Here is a 24,043-nt window from a genome sequence, read left to right on the forward strand (position 1 = left end):
GCCATGGCGATCCCCGACCTCGGCCGGTCCACCCGACCGATCTCGTCCGACGTCGAGCTGCGGGCCGAACCCGGCTCCTTCCGCGACCCGGCCAACCGGGTCTTCCACGCCGGGAACGACGTGCTGCGGGCACTCGACGAGACCGCCGCCCAGCACTGGCGGGAGCTCGCGGGCAGCACCTTCTTCCCGCCCCTGCTCGCCGCCGGCAAGGTCTGCGGCACCGAGGAACTCCCGGCGGGCGCGCAGGTGCCACCCGCCGCGACACCGGTCGGCGTCGACCCGACCGGCGTAGGACACCCGGCGTGGGCGGCGGTGTTGCGGCACGAGCGCATCCCGTTCGTCTCCCACCCGTACGAGTGGTCCTTCGCGATGCTGCGCGACGCGGCCCTGCTGCACCTGGAGATCCTCCGCGCGGCCCTGCCGGCCGGGTTCACCACCAAGGACGGCTCGGCGTACAACCTCCAGTGGCGCGGCGTGGAACCGGTCTTCATCGACGTCGGCTCGTTCGCCCCGCTGCGCGACGGCGAACCGTGGGCCGGTTACCGGCAGTTCTGCCAGACGCTGCTCTATCCGCTGATGCTCGGCGCCCACCTGGGGCTGGACTTCCGGCCCTGGCTGCGGGCCCGGATCGACGGCATCGAACCGGAGCAGATGGCCCCGCTGTTCCGGGGCGTACGGCGGCTGCTGCCGGGCGTACCGACCCACGTGCACCTGCACGGCAGCGTGCAGCGCCGCAGCGCCGCCACCAGCACTGCGGACGTCCGAGCCCAGTTGCGGGCCGCCGGCTACAGCCGGGAGCTGGCCCTGGCCACCGTCCGGGGCATCGAGAAGCTGGTCCGCCGCCTCGACCACCGGCCCACCGCCACCCACTGGGTGGACTACCAGCGCACCTGCGGCTACTCCGGCGACGACCGGGCCGTCAAGGAACGGTTCGTCACCGCCGCGTTGACCTGCGCCGCCCGGCCGCGCCTGGTGCTCGACCTGGGCGCCAACGACGGCCGGTACGCCCGCCTCGCGGCCCGGCACGCCGACTACGTCGTCGCCGTCGAGCAGGACCCGGCGGTGCTCGACCGGCTCTACCGCACGCTGCGCGACGAGGGGGAGCGGCGCGTCCTGCCGCTGGTGATGGACCTCGCCGACCCGTCACCCGGCGGTGGGTGGCGCGGCGTGGAGCGGGCCTCGTTCGCCGCCCGCGCCGACGCGGACACCGTGCTCGCCCTGGCCCTGGTGCACCACCTGGCCATCGGACGCAACGTGCCGCTGCCCGAGGTGGTCTCCTGCCTGGCCGGGTACGTCGCCCGGGGCGGCCGACTGGTGGTGGAGTTCGTGCACCCCGACGACCCGATGGCCGCCCGGCTGCTGGCGAACAAGCCCGACGGTCTCTTCCCCGACTACCGGCGGGACGCCTTCGAGGCGCTGCTCGCCGCGCACGGCACCGTCACCGACCGCCTGGAACTGCCCTCGGGCACCCGCACCCTCTACCGGGTGGCCCTGGGTGGCTGACCGACCCACCGACGCGACCGACTCCGACGCGACCGAATCCGACGCGACCGGCGCTGACGGTGTCGGCGCCGAGGCGGGGACCGGGGCTGCCGGCATGGACGCCGCCGGGACCGGGGCCGACGCTGCCGGGGCCGGGAGGGCGGGCCGCCGGTGGGGCGGGTGGTCGTGGGGCTGGGGCGGCTGGCGGGCCGAGGGCGCTCGGCTGCTGGAGGTCACCGCACTGGTCGGGTTGGCGCTCACCCAGCCACTGCTGGACATCCTCGGCCGCAGTCCGGACTTCTTCCTGTTCCACCGGGCCGACCGGGGCGAGATCCTGCTGCTGGTCGCCCTCGTCGCGGTGGTGCCCACCGTCGCGCTCGGGCTGCTCGGCCTGCTGACCGGGGTGGCCGGCCGGATCACCCGGGCGGTCACGCACACGCTGCTGATCGGCCTGCTGGTCGGCGCGCTGGCGGTGCAGGTGGGTCGGCACGTCACGCCGCTGCGGGGCGTACCGCTGCTGCTGGTGGCGGCGGTGGCCGGGGCCGCAGCGGCGCTCGTCCACCGACGGTGGCGGACTCCGGGGCGGGTGCTGCGGGTGGCCGCCGTGGGTCCGCTGATCTTCGTCGGGCTGTTCGTGTTCGCCTCGCCGACCGGGCCGGTGGTGCTGCCCCGGGGCGACGGCGGCGCGGCCGGTACGGCCACCGGGGACCGGCACCCGCCGGTGGTCATGCTGGTGCTGGACGAGTTGCCGCTGGTGTCGCTGCTCGACGCCAACGGCGGTATCGACGCGGCCCGCTTCCCGCACTTCGCCGAGCTGGCCGCCGCGTCCACCTGGTACCGCAACTCGACCGGGGTCAGCGGCTGGACGCCGTACGCGCTGCCGGCCATGCTGACCGGCCGCTACCCGGCCCAGCCGTACGCCCCGCACTACTCGCACTACCCGGACAACCTCTTCACCGCCTTCGGTGGCCTGTACGACATCCGGGCCGAGGAGAGCATCACCCGGCTCTGCCCGCCCAGCCGCTGCGAGCAGCCGGTCACCCCGGAACAGGGGATCGGGGTGCTGGTGCGGGAGACCGGCCGGCTCGCGCGGCAGATCACCGCACCGCAGGACAGCCGGATCGACCCGGAGGACTCGTACCGGGAGCGCACCGCCGAGGAGGCGGGCATCGACGCCGCCGAGCCGGTGCCGAGCGACCCGAAGTTCCGCTGGGACAGCCTGAACGTCAACCAACCGGCCCGGTTCACCAGCTTCCTCAACGGACTGACCCCGTCGGACCGGCCCACGCTGCACTTCCTGCACCTGCTGATGCCGCACAGCCCGTGGGCGTACCTGCCGTCCGGCGCCCGGTACGAGGCGCCCGAGGACTTCCCGTACGAGGGGCACGGGTGGGTGGACCTGGCCCGGCAGCGGCACCTGGCACAGCTCGGCTACACCGACCGGCTGATCGGCGAGACCATCCGTACGCTGCGCGCCACCGGGCTGTGGGACCGGGCGCTGGTGGTGGTCACCGCCGACCACGGCGTCAGCTTCACCGAGGGGGTGCAGGGCCGGGGCGAGGACGCGATCCGTGCCGCACCCGAGCAGGTCGCCTGGGTGCCGACGTTCGTCCGGACACCCGGGCAGCGCGCCGGACGGGTGGACGACCGCAACTGGGAACACGTCGACCTGCTGCCGACCATCGCCGACGAGGCGGCCATCCGGCTGCCGTGGCGGGTCGACGGGCGTTCGGCCCGCCAGTCGCCGCGTACCGATCCGGGCAAGGTCTTCTACGACCGGCCGTCGCAGCCCATCGCGATCTCCGGTGGCGTGCCCGCCGCTCTGCCGTCGCCGAAACCGCATCCGCTTCTCGGCACCACCGTGGGCGACGCGCCGCCGGGCGGCAGCGCCGTCGTCGGTGGGCGGAACGCGTTCCGGGCCGTCGACCCGGACGACGGCCGACTGCCGGCGATGGTCTGGGGAACGGTGCCCGACCAGGTCGCCGACGGCACCTCGCTGGCGGTGGCGGTCAACGGGGTGGTCGCGGCCGTGGTGCCGGTGGTGGCCCCGGATCCGGGCGGTCGCCGCTTCGCCGCACTGCTCGCCGACGACCGGCTGTTCCGCCCCGGCGCCAACCAGCTCGACCTGTACCTGGTCGACGCCGCCGGTGACCTGCGCCGGCTCGCCGTCACCTGACGTCGGCCCCCGCACACGGCCGGGACACGGCTCGGACATCGCCCGGACGCGACCCGCCCGTCGCCCGTCGCGCGGCGCGTGACTGAGCGCTCGGACAGTTCCGCACCCGTCGCGTGCCGATACTCCTCGTGCTTCCTTCGTGCCTGTACGTCCTCGTCGTCGGGGTTTCCCAGCGCTGTGGTCGGGAATCGGGTGACGCATACCTCACCGCCGAACCACGGCAGGCGGTGTCGCCGCAACCGCAATTACGGTAGAAGCGAAGGCAATTCAACGTAGATCTGCCGGCGAAGCGAGGAACCACATGACGGAAGTCAAGCTCGATCACCCCGGCGGGCAGCTGTCGATGCCGGTACATTCCGCGGTCGAGGGCCCCGCCGGGGTCGGCGTGGGCAAGCTGCTGAAGGAAACCGGGATGACGACCTACGATCCCGGTTTCGTCAATACCGCCGCTTGTTCGTCCGCGATCACCTATATCGACGGCGATGCAGGCATCCTGCGCTACCGTGGCTACCCCATCGAGCAGTTGGCCGAGAAGAGCTCCTTCCTGGAGGTCTCCTACCTCCTGATCTACGGTGAGCTGCCGTCCACCGAGCAGCTCGCCGAGTTCACCGAGCGCATCCGGCGGCACTCGCTGCTGCACGAGGAGATGCGTCGGTTCTTCGACGGGTTCCCCCGGGACGCGCACCCGATGGCCGTGCTCTCCTCGGCCGTCAGCGCCATCTCCACCTTCTACCAGGACAGCCTGGACCCGTTCGACGCCGAGCACGTGGAGATGTCCACGGTCCGGCTGATGGCGAAGGTGCCCACCATCGCCTCGTACGCCTACAAGAAGTCGATCGGGCAGCCGCTGCTGTACCCGGACAACTCGCTGGGCTACGTGGAGAACTTCCTGCGGATGACGTTCGGCGTGCCGGCGGAGCCGTACGAGGTCGACCCGGTGATGGCCCGCGTGCTGGACATGCTGTTCATCCTGCACGCCGACCACGAGCAGAACTGCTCCACGTCGACCGTGCGGCTGGTCGGCTCCAGCAACGCCAACCTCTTCGCCTCGGTCTCGGCCGGCGTGAACGCGCTGTTCGGCCCGCTGCACGGCGGCGCCAACCAGGCCGTGCTGGAGATGCTGGAGCGGATCCAGGCCGAGGGCGGTGACGTGCAGTCCTTCGTCCGCAAGGTCAAGGACAAGCAGGACGGCGTCAAGCTGATGGGCTTCGGCCACCGGGTCTACAAGAACTACGACCCGAGGGCCGCGATCGTCAAGAAGGCGGCGCAGGACGTGCTCGGCCGGATGGCCAAGCCGGACCCGCTGCTGGACATCGCCGTGCAACTGGAGGAGATCGCGCTCGCCGACGACTTCTTCGTCGACCGCCGGCTCTACCCGAACGTGGATTTCTACACCGGGCTCATCTACAAGGCGATGGGTTTCCCGACCAAGATGTTCACGGTGCTGTTCGCCCTGGGCCGGCTGCCGGGCTGGATCGCGCAGTGGCGCGAGATGATCAACGACCCGGAGACCAAGATCGGCCGCCCCCGGCAGGTCTACACCGGTGCCACGGAGCGCGACTACCTGCCCTTCGAGAAGCGCTGACCCCGCAAGGAAGGGCCCCCTACTAACGCCTCGCGCATAGCAGGGGTCCCTTCCTCTCACAGCGACACGACGGCCGCCGCCCCCGGGTTCCGGGGATCGGCGGCCGTCGTGCGTCCGCGAGGAGGGGGTTGGCCCCACGGACGATCAGTGCGCCGGATGGCCGTCGTCGTCCTCGCCCGCGGTGGTGGGCAGCGAGCCGAGGACCCGGTTGATGACATGGATCCGGGCGCCGGCGGCCTGGTAGTCGGCGCAGACGGTCTGCGCCTCGTCACCGAACCGGGCGGTCCCGCCCTGCCCGGTGACGCTCAGTTCGGTGTCGGCGAGGGTCCGTACCGTGCCGGCGGCCACCAGATCGGAGACCGACATCGGCCCGGTCACCACGTGTTCGCGCAGCAGGTCCCGCAGGTCGTCGACGTCGTGCAGCAGCAACTCGTCGAGGTTGGTCCGGGAGAACTTCGCCGAGAAGGCGCCGTCGGTGGGGGCCAGCACGGTCACCCCGGCCAGCTCGCCGCCCAGCCCGGTGGCCCGGACCGCCGCCTCGAAGGTGGTCAGCACGGGGATCCACTGGAGGGCCTGGTCGGCGGGCTGGCCCACCAGCGAGCCCGGGTTGCCCGGTTCGGTGCCTGCCGGCAGTTGCTCGCAGAGCGGGCCGGTCACGGCGACGGCGACCGGCGTCGCGGCGTCCGCCGCGTCGGCGGCGCGATCCGTGCCGCCGGTGCAGCCGGCGACCGCGAGCAGCGTGGCCAGGGCCGCACCGGCGACCGGGACCGCGCGCCGTCGGGCCCGGCGCGGGTCCGTCGTGGTGGGCCTGAGGGTGTCGGTCACGGTTGTCTCCACGGGGTTGGGCGAGAGGTGGGTACCGGCAGGCCGGGCGCGGATCCGGCCTGCCGGTACGTCGGTCGGTCGAGGTTCAGCAGGTCACAGGCGTGCGCACTGGCTGGACTTCGGACCGCTCACCGAGTTGACGACCTCCAGGTTGACCGGCGCGGCGGTGTTGCCGGAGCAGGACAGCGGGCCGTTCACGGTGTTGCCGGCGACCAGCGGAGCGTCACCGGTGTTGTTGACCACGTTGACCGGGCCGTTGGTGCGGTTGCCGATCAGGACCACCGGGCCACGGACGCCGGTGGCGTTCACCGGGCCGTGCACCGTGCTGGCGGTCAGCACGAACCCGGCCGCGCCGCTGGCGTCCACCGGCCCGTTGATCGAGCTGCCGTTGACGATCAGCGCGGCACCCGGCTGGACCTTGATCGGGCCACGGATGGTGGCGTCGGCGAGGCACGTCACCCCCGAGACGGTCAGCGGACCGTTGCGGGTACCGGTCACGGTGGCGGCGATCCGCTCGCCGGCGACCAGGCCCTCGACGGCCTGCTCGTCGAGCAGCAGCGGCACCAGGCCCCGCTCCGGCTGGGACAGCGGGACGACGTACCCGTCGGCGACCTTGATCACCTTCCAGCCGTGCGCGGCGAGACGCTGGGCCACGGTGGTCTGCCGACCGGCGGGACCGTCGGTCCGGGCGCCGTTGTACTGCGCCTCCGTGAGCTTGTACGCGCACGGCGCCTGCTCCAGGATCCGAGCCGGCGTGGGGGCGTCGACCGGCGGCGGGGTGTCACCCGGGTGCGGCGCGGGGTAGGCCTCGATCGGGCGGGAACCGCGGAAGACGATCCGGCCGGTGTTCGCCGACTGGAACTTGATCGCCTCGGCCCGGGCACTGCTGAGGTTGGTGGCACTGGCCTGGTGGTACGCGAGGAACTGGTTGAACGTCCACAGCGCCGAGTAGGTCTTGCGGCGGCGGTTGTTGGCCGTGTTGGTCTCGTCCGGCCGGGTCGGGCCGCCGGAGCTGCGCAGCTCCAGCAGGGAGTTGACCACGTTCTTCAGACCCAGCGTGTTCCGGAGGATGGTCTCCTCACCCAGGCCGACGCTGGCCCCGGTGCAGCCGTACGGGCAGGCCCACCAGCCGTCCTTGGCGCCCTGGGTGTACATGTGACCCTCGATCATGTTCTGCGACTCGTCGAAGATCCCCTGCGCCACGTTGGCGTGCCGCGGCGGCAGCATCGGCAGGTCACCGGTGTTGGCGTTGCCGTACTCGTGACCGTCGTAGCTGGCGATCGGGCGGTAGTCGCGGATCATCTCCACGAAGGTCTGCGTCTCCGGCTGGCGGATCAGCGAGTAGTCCCGGTTCAGGTCCTGACCGGTGGAGTTGCCCCGGCTGTTGGCGGCCCGACCGTCGCCGTTGATGGTCGGCAGGATCAGCACGGTGGTCTTCGACAGCCGGTCGAGGGTGGCCGGGTCGTCGGTGAAGGCGAGCTGGCGGGCCATGATGAAGCACGCCTCGCGGTCGCCCGGCTCGTTGCCGTGCACGTTGCAGTTGAGCAGCAGCGGGTTCGTCGCGGCCACGGCCGCCGGGGTCGCCGGCGGGGTGGGGTAGCCGATGACGAACATGTTGATCGGCCGGTTGTTGATGGTGCGGCCGAGCTCCACGACGCGTACCCGCTCGCTCAGCTCGTCGATGGTCGCCGTGTAGGCGTACTCGTTGACGTCGCTGGTGTACTGCGCGCCGAGGGTGTTCTCCCACTGCGTACGCAGGTTCTGGCCGGCGACGTTCGGGTCGCCCCAGTGCGCCTTGGTGGTGCCGTTGACGGCCGCCGAGTACGGCTGCGCCTCGGTGCCGAAGCGGGCGCGTACCCGCCACTGGAACCGGTTGCCCGGCACGAAGCCGGCGTCGGCGAAGGTGGGCTCCGAGTTGTTGACCTGACGGTTCGGCCGCCAGACACCGACGATCACGCCGTTACCGGAGGCGGTGCCGTCCTCGGCGAGGGCGGTCCGCTCGATCTGATAGTCGGTGGCGCCGTCGACGTGCGTCCAGGCCAGCGTGGCGTACCCGTCGCCCTGGACGACCGTCAGGCCCTGGACCTGGTTCGGCTCCGCCTGGGCCAGCGCGGTGGTGGGCTGCCCGAGCGCCGGGGCCGGCTGGGCGGTCGCCGCGAGCACGGCGACGAGAAGTGTGGAGAAGACACCGACCGTTGTCCGTCTGTATCTCAAGGGGGGTTCTCCAAACAGGAGGGAGGGCTGGATACCGACAGCACACCCGCAGACGGCCGACTTCGGGGCTGCGAGCAGGGATTCTTGAGGATGCCTTGAGGTTCGTCCGAACCCGGACCTGAGTCGACGCTCAGTCCGCCCGGAGGCGATAACCGACTCCGCGTACGGTTTCGACCAGTCCGGCGTCGTCGAGCTTGGCGCGCAGCGCCGCCACGTGGACGTCGAGGTTGTGCCGGGTCGCCCAGGTGGTCTGCCAGACCTCCAACTGCAACCGGTCCCGGGGCACCACGGTGCCCGGCTGCCGGGCCAGCGCCAGCAGCAGGTCGAACTCCTTGCGGGACAGGCCGACCTCCCGGTCGGCCACCCACACCCGCCGGGCGTCCACGTCGATGCGCAGTGTGCCGACCTGCACCAGCGTCGCCGGCCGGGCGGTACGCGTGGTCCGCCGCATCACCGCCTCGATCCGGGCCTGCAACTCGACCATCGAGAACGGCTTCACCACGTAGTCGTCGGCCCCGGCCCGCAGCCCGGCCACCCGGTCGCGCTCCTCGGCGCGCGCCGTCACGGCGATGATCGCGACCCCCTCGTTGTGCTGGCGGATCCGCCGGCACACCTCCAGACCGTCGCGGTCCGGCAGGTTCATGTCGAGCAGGATGAGGTCCACCGGCTCCGCCTCGACCGCCTCGGCGGCCGTCAGTGCCTGCACGACCTCGTGCCCCCGCCGCCGCAGTGCCGCGGAGAGACCCGCCGACACACGGAGGTCGTCTTCCACCAGGAGCACCCGCACGCACATCCTCCTCGGCCTCGCGGAGGCCGCAGCCTTCCCGAATCCTTGCGAGTCTGTCGGATGTTAAGCAGTGGTGACCAGTGCGGATACAAGATCGTAACGACAAAAACCTCTGGCCGAACGGGTCTGGCCGCCGCTCGACGCAGGCCGACACGCACCCGTTTGGTCCGGCTTGGACGGATTTGTCATCCGCGCGTCGCCGCCAGGTCTGTGCGCTGGGGGCGGCTCGCCGTCGCGGTGGTCGACCACCCTCGACGCCTGTCGAGCTGACCCGTCCGTGCGTTCGCGGCCAGGATCGAGCATCCGGGCGGCGCGCGTTCGCGGTCGGGGCGAGCATCCGGGCGGCCTCCGTTCGCGGCCTGGGTCGAGCAAGCGGGCGGCCTCCGTTCGCGGCCAGGGTCGAGCATCCGTCGGCCTCGTCCACCAGCCGGTCGAGCGGACCTGCACGGCGTCGGCGATCCGTTCTCGCCGTCAGCTCGACAGGCGCGGCGAAGGAGTACCTCTTCCGCCGCCACCGACCGCCGGGCCGGCCACGTCCGGGTCGGTGGCGGCATCTGCGGCGGTCGCATCACCCGGACAGCGCCCGCGCTGCCCTCCCGCCACGCTGCCCTCCCGCCACGCTGCCCTCCCGCCACGCGGCCCGAACGGTGCCGGCCGGAAACGGTGACGGCCCTGGCGCCCGCGTGCGGCGGGAGCCAGGGCCGTGTCGTGCGACGGCGCCGGTGTGGGTCAGCGCAGGCCGGCGGCGGCCAGCAGGTTGCCGTCCGGGACCACGGGACGCGACCGCCCGTGCGCCATGAGCTGCGCGGCGCGTTCGGCGGCGACGTTCGGGGCCTGGGCGATGGCCGCCGCGTACGCCGAGCCGGTACGGCTGGCGATGGCCGCCCAGCCGTACTGCTCGTGCACCATGGCACGGGCGCGACGGGCCAGCGTCCGGGCCCGCTCGCGGTCGGAGAGCACCGCGTGCACCGCGTCGGTCAGCGCGTCCGGGTCGTGCGGCCGGAAGGTCATGCCGGTGACGCCCGGCTCGACGATCTCGGCGAGCCCACCGGTCTCGGCGACCGCGAGCGGGGCACCGGCGGCGGCACCCTCCAGCGCCACCATGCCGAACGGCTCGTAGATGCTGGGCACCGCGAAGCAGTCGGAGGCGGCCATCACGGCCGGCAGGTCGGTGCCGCCGAGGAAGCCCGGCAGGCTGACCATGCCGCCCAGACCGAGCCGGTGCACGTCGGCCTCCAACTCGCCCCGGTACGGCCCGTCACCGACGATCACCGCACGCAGCCCGGGGTGCCGTTCGCGCAGCTTGGGCAGCCCGGCGAGCAGGTGCTGCACGCCCTTCTCGTAGACCAGCCGACCGGCGAAGGTGACCAGCGGGCCGTCCCCGGCGAACCGGGCCCGGGCCTGCGCCACCGCGCTGGCCGAGACCCGCCAGCGATGCGGCTCCACGCCGTTGGGGACCACGTCGACGCGCTCGGTCGGCACCCCGAACAGGGCGCTGACCTCCTCGCGCATGTACCCGGAGCAGACCACCACCCGGGTCGACTCGGTGCTGAGCCAGTGCTCCACGCCGTGGATGGTGCGGTTCATCTCCTCGGGCAGCCAGCCCTGGTGCCGGCCCGCCTCGGTGGCGTGGATGGTGCTCACCAGCGGCAGGTCCAGGTGGTCGCGCAGGGTCATCGCGGCGTGCGCGACCAGCCAGTCGTGGGCGTGGATGACGTCGTAGCCGCCGGAGGAGGCGGCACGCAGCGCGGCCCGGGTCAGCGTGTGGTTGAACGCCATGGTCCAGGCCAGCAGGCTCTCGGTGGCCAGCGGGAAGGCCACCGGGTCCTCGACGGCCCGGACGACCCGGACGCCGTCGACGTACTCCTCCAGCGGAGCGCCCTCGCAGTGACGGGTGACGACGGTGACCTCGTGGCCGGCGGCGGCCAGAGCCACCGAGAGCGCGTGCACGTGCCGGCCGAGGCCGCCCACGAGCACCGGCGGGAACTCCCACGACAACATCAGGATGCGGTGGGTGCGCGGCGGGGTGGCCGGACCGGGCTGGGCCGGGATCTGGGGTCGCGAGGTGAGGGTGGGCCGGTGGAGCCGGTCCGTGGCGGTGGCGGTACGCCCGCCGATCCGCAGGGTCGTCACAGCAGTCTCCGTCCGTGCAGCAGAGAACGCGCCGGCGTCGGTGGCGGCGAGGGGAACAGCGTCGGGGTTCGGGCAGGCGAGAACTTGCCCGGTAACAAGGAAACGGCATGATGGCCGATAACGCACCCCGAGAACGGTCACAGTGACGGACGGCACCGCAAGGGTTCATCTGGCATCAGTCGGCCGGATACCGGGCATTCACCCGATCGGATGGATTGGTGGCGGACCGTGCGGGGCATTACCGCCGCGCGCCTCGGCCGGGCTCCCCCGGACGGGTGCGCTACGGGCGCGGGCGCGCGCCCGTGACACGTGGCCGAAGGAGCGACATGCAGGTCTGGCCGGGCGAGCGGTACCCCCTCGGGGCCACGTACGACGGGATGGGCACCAACTTCGCGATCTTCTCCGAGGTGGCGGACAAGATCGAACTGTGCCTCTTCGACGAGTGGGACGTCGGCCACGAACGTCGGATCGAGCTGCGCGAGGTGGACGCGTACGTCTGGCACGCGTACATCCCGGGGATCGGGCCCGGCCAGCGGTACGGCTACCGCGTGCACGGCCCGTACGAGCCGGCGAACGGGCTGCGCTGCAACCCGCACAAGCTGCTCATCGACCCGTACGCCAAGGCGATCGACGGGGACGTGCGGTGGGACCCGGCGGTCTACGACTACGAACACGGTGACCCGGACCGGATGAACGTCACCGACTCAGCGCCGTTCATGCCCAAGTCCGTGGTGGTGAACCCGTACTTCGACTGGGGTAACGACGCCCCGCCGCGCATCCCGTACCACCACTCGGTGATCTACGAGGCGCACGTACGCGGGCTGACCATGCGGCTGCCCGGCATCCCCGAGGAGCTGCGCGGCACGTACGCGGGCATCGCCTCACCACCGATGATCGAGCACCTGACCCGGCTCGGCATCACCGCCATCGAGCTGATGCCGGTGCACCAGTTCGTCAACGACCACCGCCTGGCCGACATGGGGCTGCGCAACTACTGGGGCTACAACACCATCGGCTTCTTCGCCCCGCACCACGCCTACTCCGCCCTGGGCCACCTGGGCCAGCAGGTGCAGGAGTTCCGGGGCATGGTCAAGGCGCTGCACGCGGCGGGCATCGAGGTCATCCTCGACGTGGTCTACAACCACACCGCCGAGGGCAACCACCTCGGCCCGGCGCTCAGCTTCAAGGGTGTCGACAACCCCAGCTACTACCGCCTGTCGGAGGAGAATCGGCAGTACTACGTGGACTACACCGGCACCGGCAACAGCCTCAACGTCCGCAACCCGCACTCGCTGCAACTGATCATGGATTCGCTGCGGTACTGGGTCACCGAGATGCACGTGGACGGCTTCCGGTTCGACCTGGCCGCCACCCTGGCCCGGGAGTTCTACGAGGTCGACCGGCTCTCCACCTTCTTCGAGGTGGTGCAACAGGACCCGGTGGTCAGCCGGGTCAAACTGATCGCCGAGCCGTGGGACGTCGGCCCCGGCGGCTACCAGGTCGGCAACTTCCCGCCGCAGTGGACCGAGTGGAACGGCAAGTACCGCGACACGGTTCGCGACTTCTGGCGCGGCGAGCCGGCCACCCTCGCCGAGTTCGCCTCCCGGATCTCCGGCTCCGCCGACCTCTACCAGGACGACGGCCGCCGTCCCTTCCACAGCATCAACTTCGTCACCTGCCACGACGGTTTCACCCTGGCCGACCTGGTCTCCTACAACGACAAGCACAACGAGGCCAACGGCGAGGACAACCGCGACGGCGAGAGCCACAACCGCTCCTGGAACTGCGGCGTCGAGGGCGACACCGACGACCCGGGCGTGCGCGCGCTGCGCGCCAAGCAGCAACGCAACTTCATCGCCACCCTGCTGCTGTCCCAGGGGGTACCGATGATCGGACACGGCGACGAACTGGGTCGCACCCAACGGGGCAACAACAACGCCTACTGCCAGGACAGCGAGATCGCCTGGGTCGACTGGGACGCGGTCGACACCGAGCTGCTCGACTTCACCCGCCGCCTGGTCGAGTTCCGGCGGCAGCACCAGGTGTTCCAGCGTCGCCGCTTCTTCACCGGCCTGCCGGTGCACGGTCGCGGGGTCGACGAGCCCCTGCCCGACCTGGCCTGGTACACCCCGGACGGGCGGGAGATGACCGGCGAGGACTGGGGCAACGACTTCGGCCGTTCGGTGGCGCTGTTCGTCAACGGCGAGGGCATCCGGGAACGCGGCCAGTACGGCCAACGCCACCACGACGCCTCGTTCTGGCTCTGCTTCAACGCCCACGACGCGCCACTGGACTTCACCCCGCCGCCGGCCGAGTTCGGCCAGCGCTGGGAGCTGGTGATCAGCACCGCCGAACCCGACCAGGACAAGAGCACCACCGTGGAGACCGGCGCTTCGGTCTGCGTACCGGACCGCTCACTGGTGGTGCTGGAGAGGGTGGCCTGACCATGACCGTGACCCCCGTCGGGGCGACCTACCGGGTGCAGGTGAGCCCGGGGTTCGACCTGGACGCCACCGCCGACCTGGCCGGCTACCTCGCCGCCCTCGGCGTCACCCACCTCTACAGCGCGCCGCTGCTGGCCGCCGCACCGGGCAGCGCGCACGGCTACGACGTCGTCGACCACCGGCAGGTCAACCCGGAGATCGGCGGCGAGCCAGCCCGGCAGCGCCTGCTGCGGGCACTGCGCACGGCCGGGCTCGGCCTGGTCGTCGACATCGTGCCCAACCACGCCGGAGTCGCCGTACCGGCCGCCAACCCGGCCTGGTGGGACGTGCTGCGCCGGGGACGCGACTCGGCGTACGCCCGCTGGTTCGACATCGACTGGACGCGGGACCGGCTGCTGCTGCCGGTGCTCGCCGACGACCCCGACGCGCTCGCCGACCTCAAGATCGCCGACGGTGAGCTGCGCTACCACGAGCACCGCTTCCCGATCGCCGACGGCACCGGCGACGGCAGCCCCCGCGAGGTGCACGACCGGCAGCACTACGAACTGGTCTCCTGGCGACGCGGCGACACCGAGCTGTCGTACCGCCGGTTCTTCTCGATCGCCGCCCTGGCCGGGCTGCGGGTGGAGGACCCGGAGGTGTTCGCCGCCACCCACGAGCTGATCCTGGCCTGGGCGGCGGCCGGTGAGGTCGACGGCATCCGGGTCGACCACCCCGACGGGCTGCGCGACCCCGGCGGCTACCTGGCCCGGCTGCGCGAGGCCGCCCCGGACGCCTGGCTGGTGGTGGAGAAGATCCTGGAGTATGGCGAGGAACTGCCCTCCTGGCCGGTGGACGGCACCACCGGCTACGACGCCCTCAACGCCGTCGGTGGACTCTTCGTCGACAGCGACGCCGAGGCCGATTTCACCGCCCTGGACACCCGGCTGGTCGGTCGGGCCACCTCCTGGGCCGACCTGACCCACGACACGAAGCTCGGTGCCGCCACCCGGCTGCTCGCCACCGAGTTGACCCGCCTCGCCGCACTCGCCCCCGACGTGGAGCCGGACGTGGCCCGCGCCGCCCTGGCCGAGTTGGCCGCCGCGTTCCCGGTCTACCGGGGCTACCCGCCCGACGGGGCACGGCACCTGGCCAACGCCCGCGCCGAGGCCGGCCGCCGCCGCACCGACCTGACCGGCGCGCTGGACACGGTGACCCGGCGGCTACGCGACCCCGACGACGAACTGGCCCGCCGCTTCCCGCAGTTCACCGGCGCGGTGATGGCCAAAGGCGTCGAGGACACCGCCTACTACCGGTGGACCCGGTTCGTCGCGCTCAACGAGGTCGGCGGCAGCCCCGCCCACTTCGGCACCCTGCCCGGCCGGTTCCACCGCTTCGCCGCCGCCCGGCACGAACGCTGGCCGGCGAGCATGACCACGCTGTCGACCCACGACACCAAACGCGGCGAGGACGTCCGCGCCCGCCTGGCCGTCCTGGCCGAGCTGCCGCGCCGCTGGGCCGAGCAGGTCACCGCCTGGACCTCCGCCGTCCCACTGCCGGACGCCGCGCTGGCCCACCTGCTCTGGCAGACCGTCGTCGGCGCCTGGCCGATCGCGCGCGAGCGGATGCACGCGTACGCCGAGAAGGCCGCCCGGGAGGCCGCCGCCTCGACCGGTTGGACCGATCCCGACCCGGCCTTCGAGCAGGCCATGCACGCCCTGGTCGACGCCATGTACGACGACCCGGCGGTGCACGCCTCGATCGCCGCGTTCGCCGCCGAGATCACCCCGGCCGGCTGGGTCAACTCGCTCGGGCAGAAGCTGGTGCAGCTCGCCATGCCCGGAGTGCCCGACACCTACCAGGGCACCGAGCTGTGGGACGACTCCCTGGTCGACCCGGACAACCGCCGCCCGGTCGACTTCGCCGTACGCCGGGAGCTGCTGGCCCGGCTCGACGCCGGCTGGCAGCCGACGGTGGACGAGACCGGCGCAGCCAAGCTGCTCGTGGTCTCCCGCACCCTGCGCCTGCGTCGGGGCCGCCCGGAGCTGTTCGGCGACTACCAGCCGGTCGTCGTGCACGGCCCGGCCGCCCGGCACGCCGTCGCCTTCGACCGGGGCGGCGCGCTCGCCGTCGCCACCCGACTCCCGCTGCGTCTGGCGGCCGGCGGCGGCTGGCGCGACACCACCCTGTCATTGCCTGTCGACGAGATGTCGTGCCAGTTCACCGGGCGGGTCTACAGTGACGGTCAGGTCCGTCTGGCCGACCTGCTCGCCACCTATCCCGTCGCGCTGCTCACCCCCACCGATGGCACCGGGAAGGCGTCATGACCGAGTTCACCGTCTGGGCACCGGAGGCGTCCCGGGTCCGGCTGCGCCTGCCGGGCGCCGCCGACCACGAGATGCGTGCCGGGCGGGGCGGCTGGTGGCGGGTCGAGGTGCCCGACGCCGGTGACGACTACGCGTTCCTGCTCGACGACGACCGGGCGCTGCCCGACCCCCGCTCGCGGTGGCAGCCCGCCGGGGTGCACGGCCCGAGCCGCCGCTACGACCACGCGGCCTTCGACTGGACCGACACCGCCTGGACCGGGCGGCAACTGCCCGGCAGCGTCCTCTACGAACTGCACGTCGGCACGTTCACCCCGGAAGGCACCTTCGACGCCGCGATCGGCAAGCTCGACCACCTGGTCGACCTCGGCGTCGACATGATCGAACTGCTGCCGGTCAACGCCTTCAACGGCGAGCACAACTGGGGGTACGACGGCGTCTGCTGGTTCGCCCCGCACGAACCGTACGGCGGCCCGGACGGACTCAAACGCCTCGTCGACGCCGCCCACGCCAAGGGGTTGGGGGTGATCCTCGACGTCGTCTACAACCATTTCGGGCCCTCCGGGGCCTACGCGCCGATGTTCGCGCCGTACCTCAGCGAGCGGGACACCCCCTGGGGCCAGGCGGTCAACCTGGACGGCCCGCACTCCGACGGCGTACGCCGCTTCGTCACCGACAATGTCCTGATGTGGCTGCGCGACTACCACGTCGACGGCCTGCGGCTGGACGCCGTCCACGCGATGCCCGACTCCCGCGCGGTGCACCTGCTGGAGGAGATCGCCGTCGAGGTCGAGTCGCTCTCCGTGCACCTGGGCCGCCCGCTGTCCCTGATCGCCGAGTCCGACCTCAACGACCCCCGGCTGATCAGCCCCCGGGAGGCCGGCGGCTACGGCCTGCACGCCCAGTGGAACGACGACGCCCACCACGCCCTGCACACCCTGCTCACCGGCGAACGGCAGGGCTACTACGGCGACTTCGGCACCATGGAGTGCCTCGCCGAGGTGCTCACCGGCGCGTTCTTCCACACCGGCACCTGGTCCAGCTTCCGCCACCGCCAGCACGGCCGCCCGGTCGACCCGCGTACCCCCGGCCACCGCTTCGTCGCGTACCTGCAGAACCACGACCAGATCGGCAACCGCGCCACCGGCGACCGCCTCTCCGCGACGCTCTCCCCGGCGCTGCTGCGCGTCGGCGCGACGCTCCTGATGACCGCCCCCTTCACGCCGATGCTGTTCATGGGGGAGGAGTGGTCGGCGTCGACGCCGTGGCAGTACTTCACGTCGCACCCGGAGCCCGAGTTGGCGGCTGCCGTGGTGACCGGCCGCCGCAGCGAGTTCGCCGCCCACGGCTGGCCCCCCGGCGACGTGCCCGACCCGCAGGACCGGCAGACCTTCGTCCGCTCCCGGCTCGACTGGTCCGAGCTGGACAAACCCGAACACCGGCAGATGTACGAGTTCCACCGCCGCCTGATCGCGCTGCGCAAGTCCCGCCCCGAACTGTCCGACCCGCACCTGTTCGCCATCGACGTCCGCCACGGCGACCGGTTCCTGGTGATGCGGCGCGGTGACTGCCTGGTGGCGGCGAACCTGGCGGACAAGCCGCAGCGGGTGACGCTGCCCGGGGTGGCCCGCCGGGTGCTGCTGGCCACGGGGGAGGGCGTCACCGTGCAACGCGACCGCATCGAGCTACCGGCGGAGACGGCAGCGATCGTGGAACTCTGACCGGCCGGTCGTCCTCGGCCACCGGGGCGGGTCGCCGGCTACCAGAAGCGCCACCCGGCGGGATCCTCACGACCCTCCACCAGCCGGATCGAGGCCGCCAGCTTCAGCGCGTCGTCCCGGTCGCCCACCCCGGTGCTGGCAGGTCGGGTCGGGATGTGCAACTCCGCGACACACGATGCGCACCCACCGGGGAGCTGACCCACCCGGTACGTCCCCGCGCTGCCCTTGTTCTTGAAGACGTGTGCGGTGGCGGCCCGGCCTGCCACGGTGACGTCCTCGGTCTCGTTGTCTCTGCGACTCGCCAGACTCTCGGTGCTCAGACCGACCGTGACGGTGTGGGCGAACGGACGTTCGTGAGCGCCCTCGATCTGCGTCATCAGGTACTCGGCGGAGGAACTCGTCGGCCCGTCCTGGCTCCACTGCAGAGTCGTACGTTCGAGCACAGCGCCGTCGGGCAGGCCCGTCACCTCGAAGGGCAGGGGCAGTGGTGTGGTCACCCAGCGAATGCCCTCGGCCACGCGGCGCGTGGTCTCGCCAGGGCGGTCGACACTGGTCACCGTCATCCGGATCCAGGCATCCGGCGCGTACTCCCAGACCAGGATCCGGCTGGTTTCCCACTCGGTCTGGAAGGCGGGACGGCCGTGCACCGGCGCGACCGGATCGCCCGGGACCTTCAGTTCGCCTTCTTCGTCGTACTCCCGGTCGAAGCGGTGGACGTCGGCGCCCCGCGCCGCCATCAGGATCTCGACACGCCAGTCCTCGTCGTCGTCAGAGCGACCGCTGTCCCCAGCAGAATCGAGGTACCCGGACATCGTGATGGTGTGGATGTCCGGCTCGGTCACGTAACTGGCGGCACGGACCGGGCCAGGCAGATGACCGGGGTAGAACATCTGCTGGTCGGGAGCGAACTCGACGGGTGCCGATGGAGGTTGGCCGGTCACCGGGTCCGGCTCCGGCGCGGGTCGGGCGAACCAGACGGCCAGGCCCACTGCCACCGCCACCACGGTCGTCACGGCGACCAGGGGCAGGATCCGACGTCTGCGGCTGCCTGCCGGAGGTGCCCCGGCATCGGAGGCCATCGAGACCTCGACCGGTTCGTACGCGTCGCTCGCCACGGCCTTCCTCCCGCGTCGGTGCGCCCGGCTGCGGCGCGGCCAGGCGAGTCTACGGCCGGCCCGCCGCTGCTGCTGCCCCTGTTGCTGCCCGTGGCTCACCGATGGCACCGGGCGCCCACCGTCGCGGGGCAACCATCGCTCGACAGGGGCCGAGCGCCACACCGCGAGGCGCGAGCGGGGCCACGCGCCGTGCCGCGAGGCGCGAGCGGGGCCCCGTGTGGTGCGGCCGTGCCGTCGTTCGGCTGTCAGCGGCGCGTCGCGAAGATCACGCCGGCCAGGCAGAGCACGCCGCCGAGCAGGGCGAGTGGCGCGGGCACCTCACCCAGCAGCGTCCAGGACAGCAGGACCGTCACCGGCGGGACCAGGTAGGTCGCGGCGGTGGTGCGGCCCGCGGTCCAGTGGGACAGGACGTAGCCCCAGGTGAGGAAGCCGATCGCGGTCGGGAACACGCCGAGGAACAGTACGCCGAGGGTCGCCGGGAGCGGGGCCGCGGTGAACTCCGTGAGCAGCGTGGGCGCGAACGGCAGCAGGGCCGCCGTCCCGGCCAGCGCGCCGAGCCAGGTCACCGTCACCGCGTCCACCCGCGCCAGGAGACGCTTCTGGAGCAGGACGCCGAAGGCATAGAGCACGGCGGAGAGGACCGCCAGCGCGACGCCCACCGGGTCGGCGTGGCCGGTGAAGCCGCCGACCGCGATCAGGGCCACGCCCACGAAGGCGATCGTCACCCCGACGCCGAGGCGGCCGGTGAGCCGTTCGCCGAGTACGAGCGTCGCCGCGATCGCCACGAGGATGGGCGCGACCGCCACCAGCAGCGCGGCCGTCCCGGCGTCGACCAGCCGCTCGGCGGCGTTGAGCGCCACGTTGTACCCGCCGAACCAGGCCACGCCCCACAGCGCGATCAACCCCAGCGTGCCGCCCCGGGGCACGGCGACCCGGCGGGGACTCGGTGCGGCGTACGGCGCCCGGATCCGTCGGGTGACCACGACGAACAGGGTCAGCGCGGCGGACGCGGCCAGCATGCGGCCCAGCGCCATCGCGCCCGGCGAGTAGTCGTGCCCGGCGAAGCGGATGCCGACGAACGCCGAGGCCCACAGCACCACCGTGGTCGCGGCGGCGGCCACGATCGGCCAGGTCCGACGCGGTGCCGCAGATGGCGGGTACGCCGTGGCGCGGGAGCCGTCGGTGGTGGCCCTGCCGGGGGCTTCGGTGAGCGTCATGGGTCGATTCTCGAACGCCCGACGATTCAGCACCAGCGACTGTTTCTTCACGACCGTTAAGTTCTGCTTTATGGTTGTGGGGTGCTCGACGTTCACCGCCTCCGGGTCTTCCGTTCCGTCGTCGCGTCCGGCTCCGTCGCCGCCGCCGCCGTCAACCTCGGCTACACCCCCTCCGCCGTCAGCCAGCACCTCACCGCGCTGCAACGCGAAACCGGCCTCACCCTCCTCGCCCGCGCCGGTCGGGGTCTGCGGCCCACCGCCGCCGGCCACGCCCTCGCCGCCGAGGCGGACCGGGTGCTCGCCCGGGTCGGCGCGGCCGAGTCGCTGATCGCGGACCTGCGTACCGGCCGCACCGGCTCGCTGTCCATCGCGTACTTCGCGTCGGTGGGGGAGGCGTGGATGCCGCTCGTGGTGCGGCACATCCTCACCGAACTCCCCGGCGTCCGGCTGGACCTGCAACTACGGGAGCACATCCCGGACAGCCGGGAGGAACGCGCCGACGTCCAGGTGGTCGTGGCCGACCCCGGCTTCGACCCGGGCTCGGGCTTCACCGCCCAGCACATCCTCGACGACCCGTACGTGGCCGTCCTGCCCGCCGGACACCCCCTCGCCGGCCACGACGAGGTGGACCTGGCCGACCTCGCCGAGGAGCGCTGGGTCGACAACGACTTCGCCCGGGGCTGGTGCCGCGCCAAACTCCTCGAAGCCTGCACCGCCGCCGGATTCAGCCCGGCGTTCCGGGTCGAGGCGCACGACTACCGTACGGCGCTCGCCTTCGTCGCCGCCGGTATCGGCCTCACGGTGCTGCCCGCGCTCGGCGCCGCACACCTGCCCGACGGGGTGCGGCCGGTCCGGGTGGTCCGGCCGACCCCGATCCGCTCGATCCACGTGGTGGTGCACGACGCCGTCGCGGACACCCCCGCCGTACGCACCACGATCACCGCCCTCCGCGAGGCGGCCGACATCATGCCCAGGGAGCGGTCGGGTACCAGGGGATGATCTCCCGACGGGCGAGCAGCCGGACGTCCCAGTAGAGGAAGGTGAACACGCCCGCGACGAGGAACGCCACCGCGATGGTCGCCGCGAGTCGGGCCGGGCGCGCGGCGAACCAGCTCTGCAACCGACTGCCGGCGAACCATGCCAGCAACAGGAAGAGCACCGCCATGATGACGATGTTGCCGATCGACTGGAGGGTGAAGGCCGCCGCACCGTACAACGGGTTGCCGCTCTCCGCGGCGTCGCGGAACATCTGACGGAACAGCGGGAACGGTCGCCCGATCAGGAAGCCGGCGATGAGCGCGCCCATGAAGACCAGTGGGGCGTTGGGGTACCGGCGTGAGATCCGGGCGAAGGGGTCCGGCACCACCCGCAGCGCTGCCAGCCCCAGGTAGATCATGATCAGCCCGATCAGGCCGAAGACCACCATGGACTGGATGCTGCGTGGTGACAGCGATCCAGGGGTGTTCGGCGCGACGGAGAACTGGGGCATCGACGTGCCGACCAGGCCGACGATCGCACCGTATGCGGCGGAGACCGTGACCATGCCGACCGCCATCCAGCCCAGCGGGCGCAGCGGCGCCAGGAAGCGGCCCAGCCGGCTGTCGGGCGTACCGGCCAAGGGGGCGAGGGCACCGAAGGCGGCGACGTTGCAGGCGGTGAAGGTGCCGGCGACTCCGGAGACGAACGCGAAGAGCACACCGGCCAGGACTCCGCTGAGCGGGGTTTCCTTGGCGTCGTGGCCCAGCATGGCGTTGGCGATGTTGTCGCCGATCGTCTGGTCGACGAACTCCGCCGACCAGACGACGGTGAGCAGGAAGCCGGCGAGCACGCTGAGCAGGATGATCACGCCGCGTCGGCGTGGTGCGTGCCCGGTGACGAACACGGAGGTGGCGCGGGGCTCGGGCGGCAGCTCGATCTGGTCGGCGGCGTGCGGGCGGCGGGTGCGTCGGTCAGCCTGAGTCACAGCGCGCTCCTCGTCTCACGGAGGGTGACGGCTTCGATGGTAATGAATTTATGGTGGCGTAGGTCTGCCTGATTTCCCGCGCACGGTGGCTCGTCGGCTACAACTTGCATGGGTATGCGGGGTGGTGCATACTCTTCCTTGTGTCCAAGGTTCTTACCTCCCTGCCCACGGGTGAACGTGTCGGCATCGCCTTCTCCGGCGGCCTCGACACCTCGGTCGCGGTCGCGTGGATGCGCGACAAGGGTGCGGTGCCCTGCGCCTACACCGCCGACATCGGCCAGTACGACGAGCCCGACATCGCCTCGGTGCCCGGTCGCGCGCTCAGCTACGGCGCCGAGCTGGCCCGCCTGGTCGACTGCCGTGCCGCCCTGGTCGAGGAGGGGCTGGCGGCGCTGACCTGCGGCGCCTTCCACATCCGCTCGGGCGGGCGGGCGTACTTCAACACCACGCCGCTGGGGCGCGCGGTCACCGGGACGCTGCTGGTGCGGGCGATGGTCGCCGACGACGTGCAGATCTGGGGCGACGGGTCGACCTTCAAGGGCAACGACATCGAGCGCTTCTACCGGTACGGCCTGCTGGCCAACCCGCAGTTGCGGATCTACAAGCCGTGGCTGGACAGCAGCTTCGTCACCGAGCTGGGTGGCCGCAAGGAGATGTCCGAGTGGCTGCAGGAGCGGGACCTGCCCTACCGGGACAGCACCGAGAAGGCGTACTCCACGGACGCCAACATCTGGGGCGCCACGCACGAGGCGAAGACCCTCGAACACCTGGACGCCGGCATCGAGACGGTCAACCCGATCATGGGCGTCCGGTTCTGGGACCCGGCGGTGGAGATCCCCACCGAGGACGTGACGATCGGCTTCGACCAGGGCCGTCCGGTCACGATCAACGGCAAGGAGTTCGGCAGCGCGGTGGACCTGGTGCTGGAGGCCAACGCCATCGGCGGCCGGCACGGCCTGGGCATGTCCGACCAGATCGAGAACCGGATCATCGAGGCCAAGAGCCGGGGCATCTACGAGGCGCCCGGCATGGCGTTGCTGCACGCCGCCTACGAGCGGCTGGTCAACGCCATCCACAACGAGGACACCCTGGCGAACTACCACAACGAGGGTCGCCGTCTCGGCCGCCTGATGTACGAGGGGCGTTGGCTGGACCCGCAGGCGCTGATGCTGCGCGAGTCGCTGCAACGCTGGGTCGGTACGGCGGTCAGCGGCGAGGTGACGCTGCGACTGCGGCGGGGCGAGGACTACTCGATCCTGGACACCACCGGCCCGGCCTTCAGCTACCACCCGGACAAGCTGTCGATGGAGCGGACCGCGGACTCGGCCTTCGGCCCGGCGGACCGGATCGGCCAGCTCACCATGCGCAACCTGGACATCGCCGACTCCCGGGCGAAGCTGGAGCAGTACGCCAACCTGGGCATGGTCGGCGGCGCGCCGCAGCGGGTGGTGGGTGCCGCGCAGGCCGCCTCGACCGGACTGATCGGCGCGATGCCGGAGGGCGGCGCGGAGGCCATCGCCTCCCGGGGCGTCTCCTCGACCGAGGACGCGGCCCTGGACCGCGCCGCCATGGAGTTCGGCGTCGACTGACCGCCGGGGCTCCGACCAGGCTCACCCGCCCGCCGTCGACGGTCACCCACCGTCGACGGCGGGCGGTGCCGTCTCCGCGTGCAGATCCGTGACCGGTACGCTGGCCGCCCCCGGGGTGTCCCGCACGCTCGACGCTTCCGGGTGTCCCGAAGGAGGTGGCCGTGTCCGCAGCGTTCCGACCCTGGCTGACGGTCGCCGTGGCGAGCGCCGTCGCGATCCTCGCCTGGGCCGGCTTCTGGTATCTGGCCGTGCCACGCGTCGACGTGTGCCCGGCGATCCACCCCGCGCCGGCCGGTTGCCGGGTCGACGAACGGATCTCCACCGCGTGGGCCTGGACGATCATCGTGGCGGTGCTCTATGCGGCCACCGTCCTCGCCCAGGTCCGTCCGAGCGCGCAGCGCCGCCAGGCGGTCCTGCTGGGCGCGGTGGCGCTCGGCGTCTCGGCCCTCTACGGCCTGTGGAAGGTGTGGCAGGCGGGCGGCTGATCCG

16 protein-coding genes are annotated in these 24,043 nt (G+C 72.1%); 9 read left to right on the top strand and 7 right to left on the bottom strand.

What is annotated here, in order from left to right; genetic code table 11:
• Nucleotides 1-3: 3 nt before the first annotated feature.
• From ACQVFL_RS12020 to ACQVFL_RS12030, 3 genes are all read left to right on the top strand, one after another.
• Nucleotides 4-1,503: a methyltransferase gene (locus ACQVFL_RS12020; protein WP_431729370.1), complete on the top strand. Its 1,500-nt coding sequence runs from the start codon at nt 4-6 to the stop codon at nt 1,501-1,503.
• Nucleotides 1,504-1,597: 94 nt separating this feature from the next.
• Entirely contained in the window at nt 1,598-3,658 is a 2,061-nt protein-coding gene (locus ACQVFL_RS12025) for a sulfatase-like hydrolase/transferase (protein ID WP_431729818.1), read from the top strand.
• Nucleotides 3,659-3,959: 301 nt separating this feature from the next.
• On the top strand, nt 3,960-5,243 hold the full coding sequence (locus tag ACQVFL_RS12030; RefSeq protein WP_396694913.1) for a citrate synthase: 1,284 nt from the start codon (nt 3,960-3,962) through the stop codon (nt 5,241-5,243).
• 144 nt (nt 5,244-5,387) lie between these two features.
• Here the strand turns inward: ACQVFL_RS12030 and ACQVFL_RS12035 are convergent, their stop codons facing one another.
• The 4 genes from ACQVFL_RS12035 to ACQVFL_RS12050 form a co-directional block, all read right to left on the bottom strand.
• Nucleotides 5,388-6,068, bottom strand: coding sequence for a fasciclin domain-containing protein (locus tag ACQVFL_RS12035; RefSeq protein WP_431729371.1), 681 nt, complete (start codon nt 6,066-6,068; stop codon nt 5,388-5,390).
• A gap of 93 nt (nt 6,069-6,161) precedes the next feature.
• A complete protein-coding gene (locus ACQVFL_RS12040; RefSeq protein ID WP_431729372.1) occupies nt 6,162-8,282 on the bottom strand; it encodes a M14 family zinc carboxypeptidase in 2,121 nt (706 codons plus the stop codon).
• Between the two features lie 130 nt (nt 8,283-8,412).
• Nucleotides 8,413-9,069 carry a response regulator transcription factor gene (locus tag ACQVFL_RS12045; RefSeq protein ID WP_431729373.1) on the bottom strand — a complete coding sequence of 219 codons (657 nt, stop codon included), beginning with the start codon at nt 9,067-9,069 and terminating at the stop codon, nt 8,413-8,415.
• 729 nt (nt 9,070-9,798) lie between these two features.
• On the bottom strand, nt 9,799-11,202 hold the full coding sequence (locus ACQVFL_RS12050; RefSeq protein WP_396694906.1) for a glycosyltransferase family 4 protein: 1,404 nt from the start codon (nt 11,200-11,202) through the stop codon (nt 9,799-9,801).
• Nucleotides 11,203-11,528: 326 nt separating this feature from the next.
• On the opposite strand from ACQVFL_RS12050, the gene glgX reads away from it, so the two are divergent.
• Genes glgX through treZ form a run of 3 tightly spaced genes read left to right on the top strand, consistent with a single transcriptional unit; the run spans nt 11,529 to nt 17,670 of the window.
• Nucleotides 11,529-13,646 (top strand): glycogen debranching protein GlgX, encoded by a 2,118-nt coding sequence (glgX, locus tag ACQVFL_RS12055; protein ID WP_431729374.1) that lies wholly within the window; start codon nt 11,529-11,531, stop codon nt 13,644-13,646.
• Between the two features lie 2 nt (nt 13,647-13,648).
• The gene (treY, locus tag ACQVFL_RS12060) at nt 13,649-15,952 is read left to right on the top strand and encodes a malto-oligosyltrehalose synthase (protein WP_431729375.1); all 2,304 of its coding nucleotides are present in this window, start codon (nt 13,649-13,651) and stop codon (nt 15,950-15,952) included.
• Nucleotides 15,949-17,670: a malto-oligosyltrehalose trehalohydrolase gene (treZ, locus tag ACQVFL_RS12065; RefSeq protein WP_431729376.1), complete on the top strand. Its 1,722-nt coding sequence runs from the start codon at nt 15,949-15,951 to the stop codon at nt 17,668-17,670. The genes treY and treZ overlap by 4 nt, the downstream gene beginning before the upstream one ends.
• 38 nt (nt 17,671-17,708) lie before the next feature.
• Here the strand turns inward: treZ and ACQVFL_RS12070 are convergent, their stop codons facing one another.
• Nucleotides 17,709-18,785, bottom strand: a complete 1,077-nt coding sequence (locus ACQVFL_RS12070; RefSeq protein ID WP_431729377.1) for a hypothetical protein — start codon at nt 18,783-18,785, stop codon at nt 17,709-17,711.
• Between the two features lie 245 nt (nt 18,786-19,030).
• The gene (locus ACQVFL_RS12075; RefSeq protein ID WP_431729378.1) at nt 19,031-20,002 is read right to left on the bottom strand and encodes a DMT family transporter; all 972 of its coding nucleotides are present in this window, start codon (nt 20,000-20,002) and stop codon (nt 19,031-19,033) included.
• Nucleotides 20,003-20,083: 81 nt separating this feature from the next.
• Here ACQVFL_RS12075 and ACQVFL_RS12080 point away from each other — a divergent pair, with 81 nt between their 5' ends.
• A complete protein-coding gene (locus tag ACQVFL_RS12080) occupies nt 20,084-21,001 on the top strand; it encodes a LysR family transcriptional regulator (RefSeq protein ID WP_396694895.1) in 918 nt (305 codons plus the stop codon).
• On the opposite strand, the gene ACQVFL_RS12085 is transcribed toward ACQVFL_RS12080, so the two are convergent.
• The gene (locus ACQVFL_RS12085) at nt 20,967-21,965 is read right to left on the bottom strand and encodes a hypothetical protein (RefSeq protein ID WP_431729379.1); all 999 of its coding nucleotides are present in this window, start codon (nt 21,963-21,965) and stop codon (nt 20,967-20,969) included. The genes ACQVFL_RS12080 and ACQVFL_RS12085 overlap by 35 nt on opposite strands.
• Nucleotides 21,966-22,105: 140 nt before the next feature.
• Here ACQVFL_RS12085 and argG point away from each other — a divergent pair, with 140 nt between their 5' ends.
• Together argG and ACQVFL_RS12095 are read left to right on the top strand one after the other, a co-directional pair.
• Nucleotides 22,106-23,554: an argininosuccinate synthase gene (gene argG / locus ACQVFL_RS12090; protein ID WP_396694891.1), complete on the top strand. Its 1,449-nt coding sequence runs from the start codon at nt 22,106-22,108 to the stop codon at nt 23,552-23,554.
• 161 nt (nt 23,555-23,715) lie between these two features.
• Complete coding sequence (locus tag ACQVFL_RS12095) at nt 23,716-24,039, top strand: hypothetical protein (RefSeq protein ID WP_431729380.1); 324 nt, start codon at nt 23,716-23,718, stop codon at nt 24,037-24,039.
• The last annotated feature ends 4 nt before the right edge of the window (nt 24,040-24,043 follow it).

This window comes from Verrucosispora sp. TAA-831, from assembly GCF_050780145.1.
Taxonomy (GTDB): domain Bacteria; phylum Actinomycetota; class Actinomycetes; order Mycobacteriales; family Micromonosporaceae; genus Micromonospora.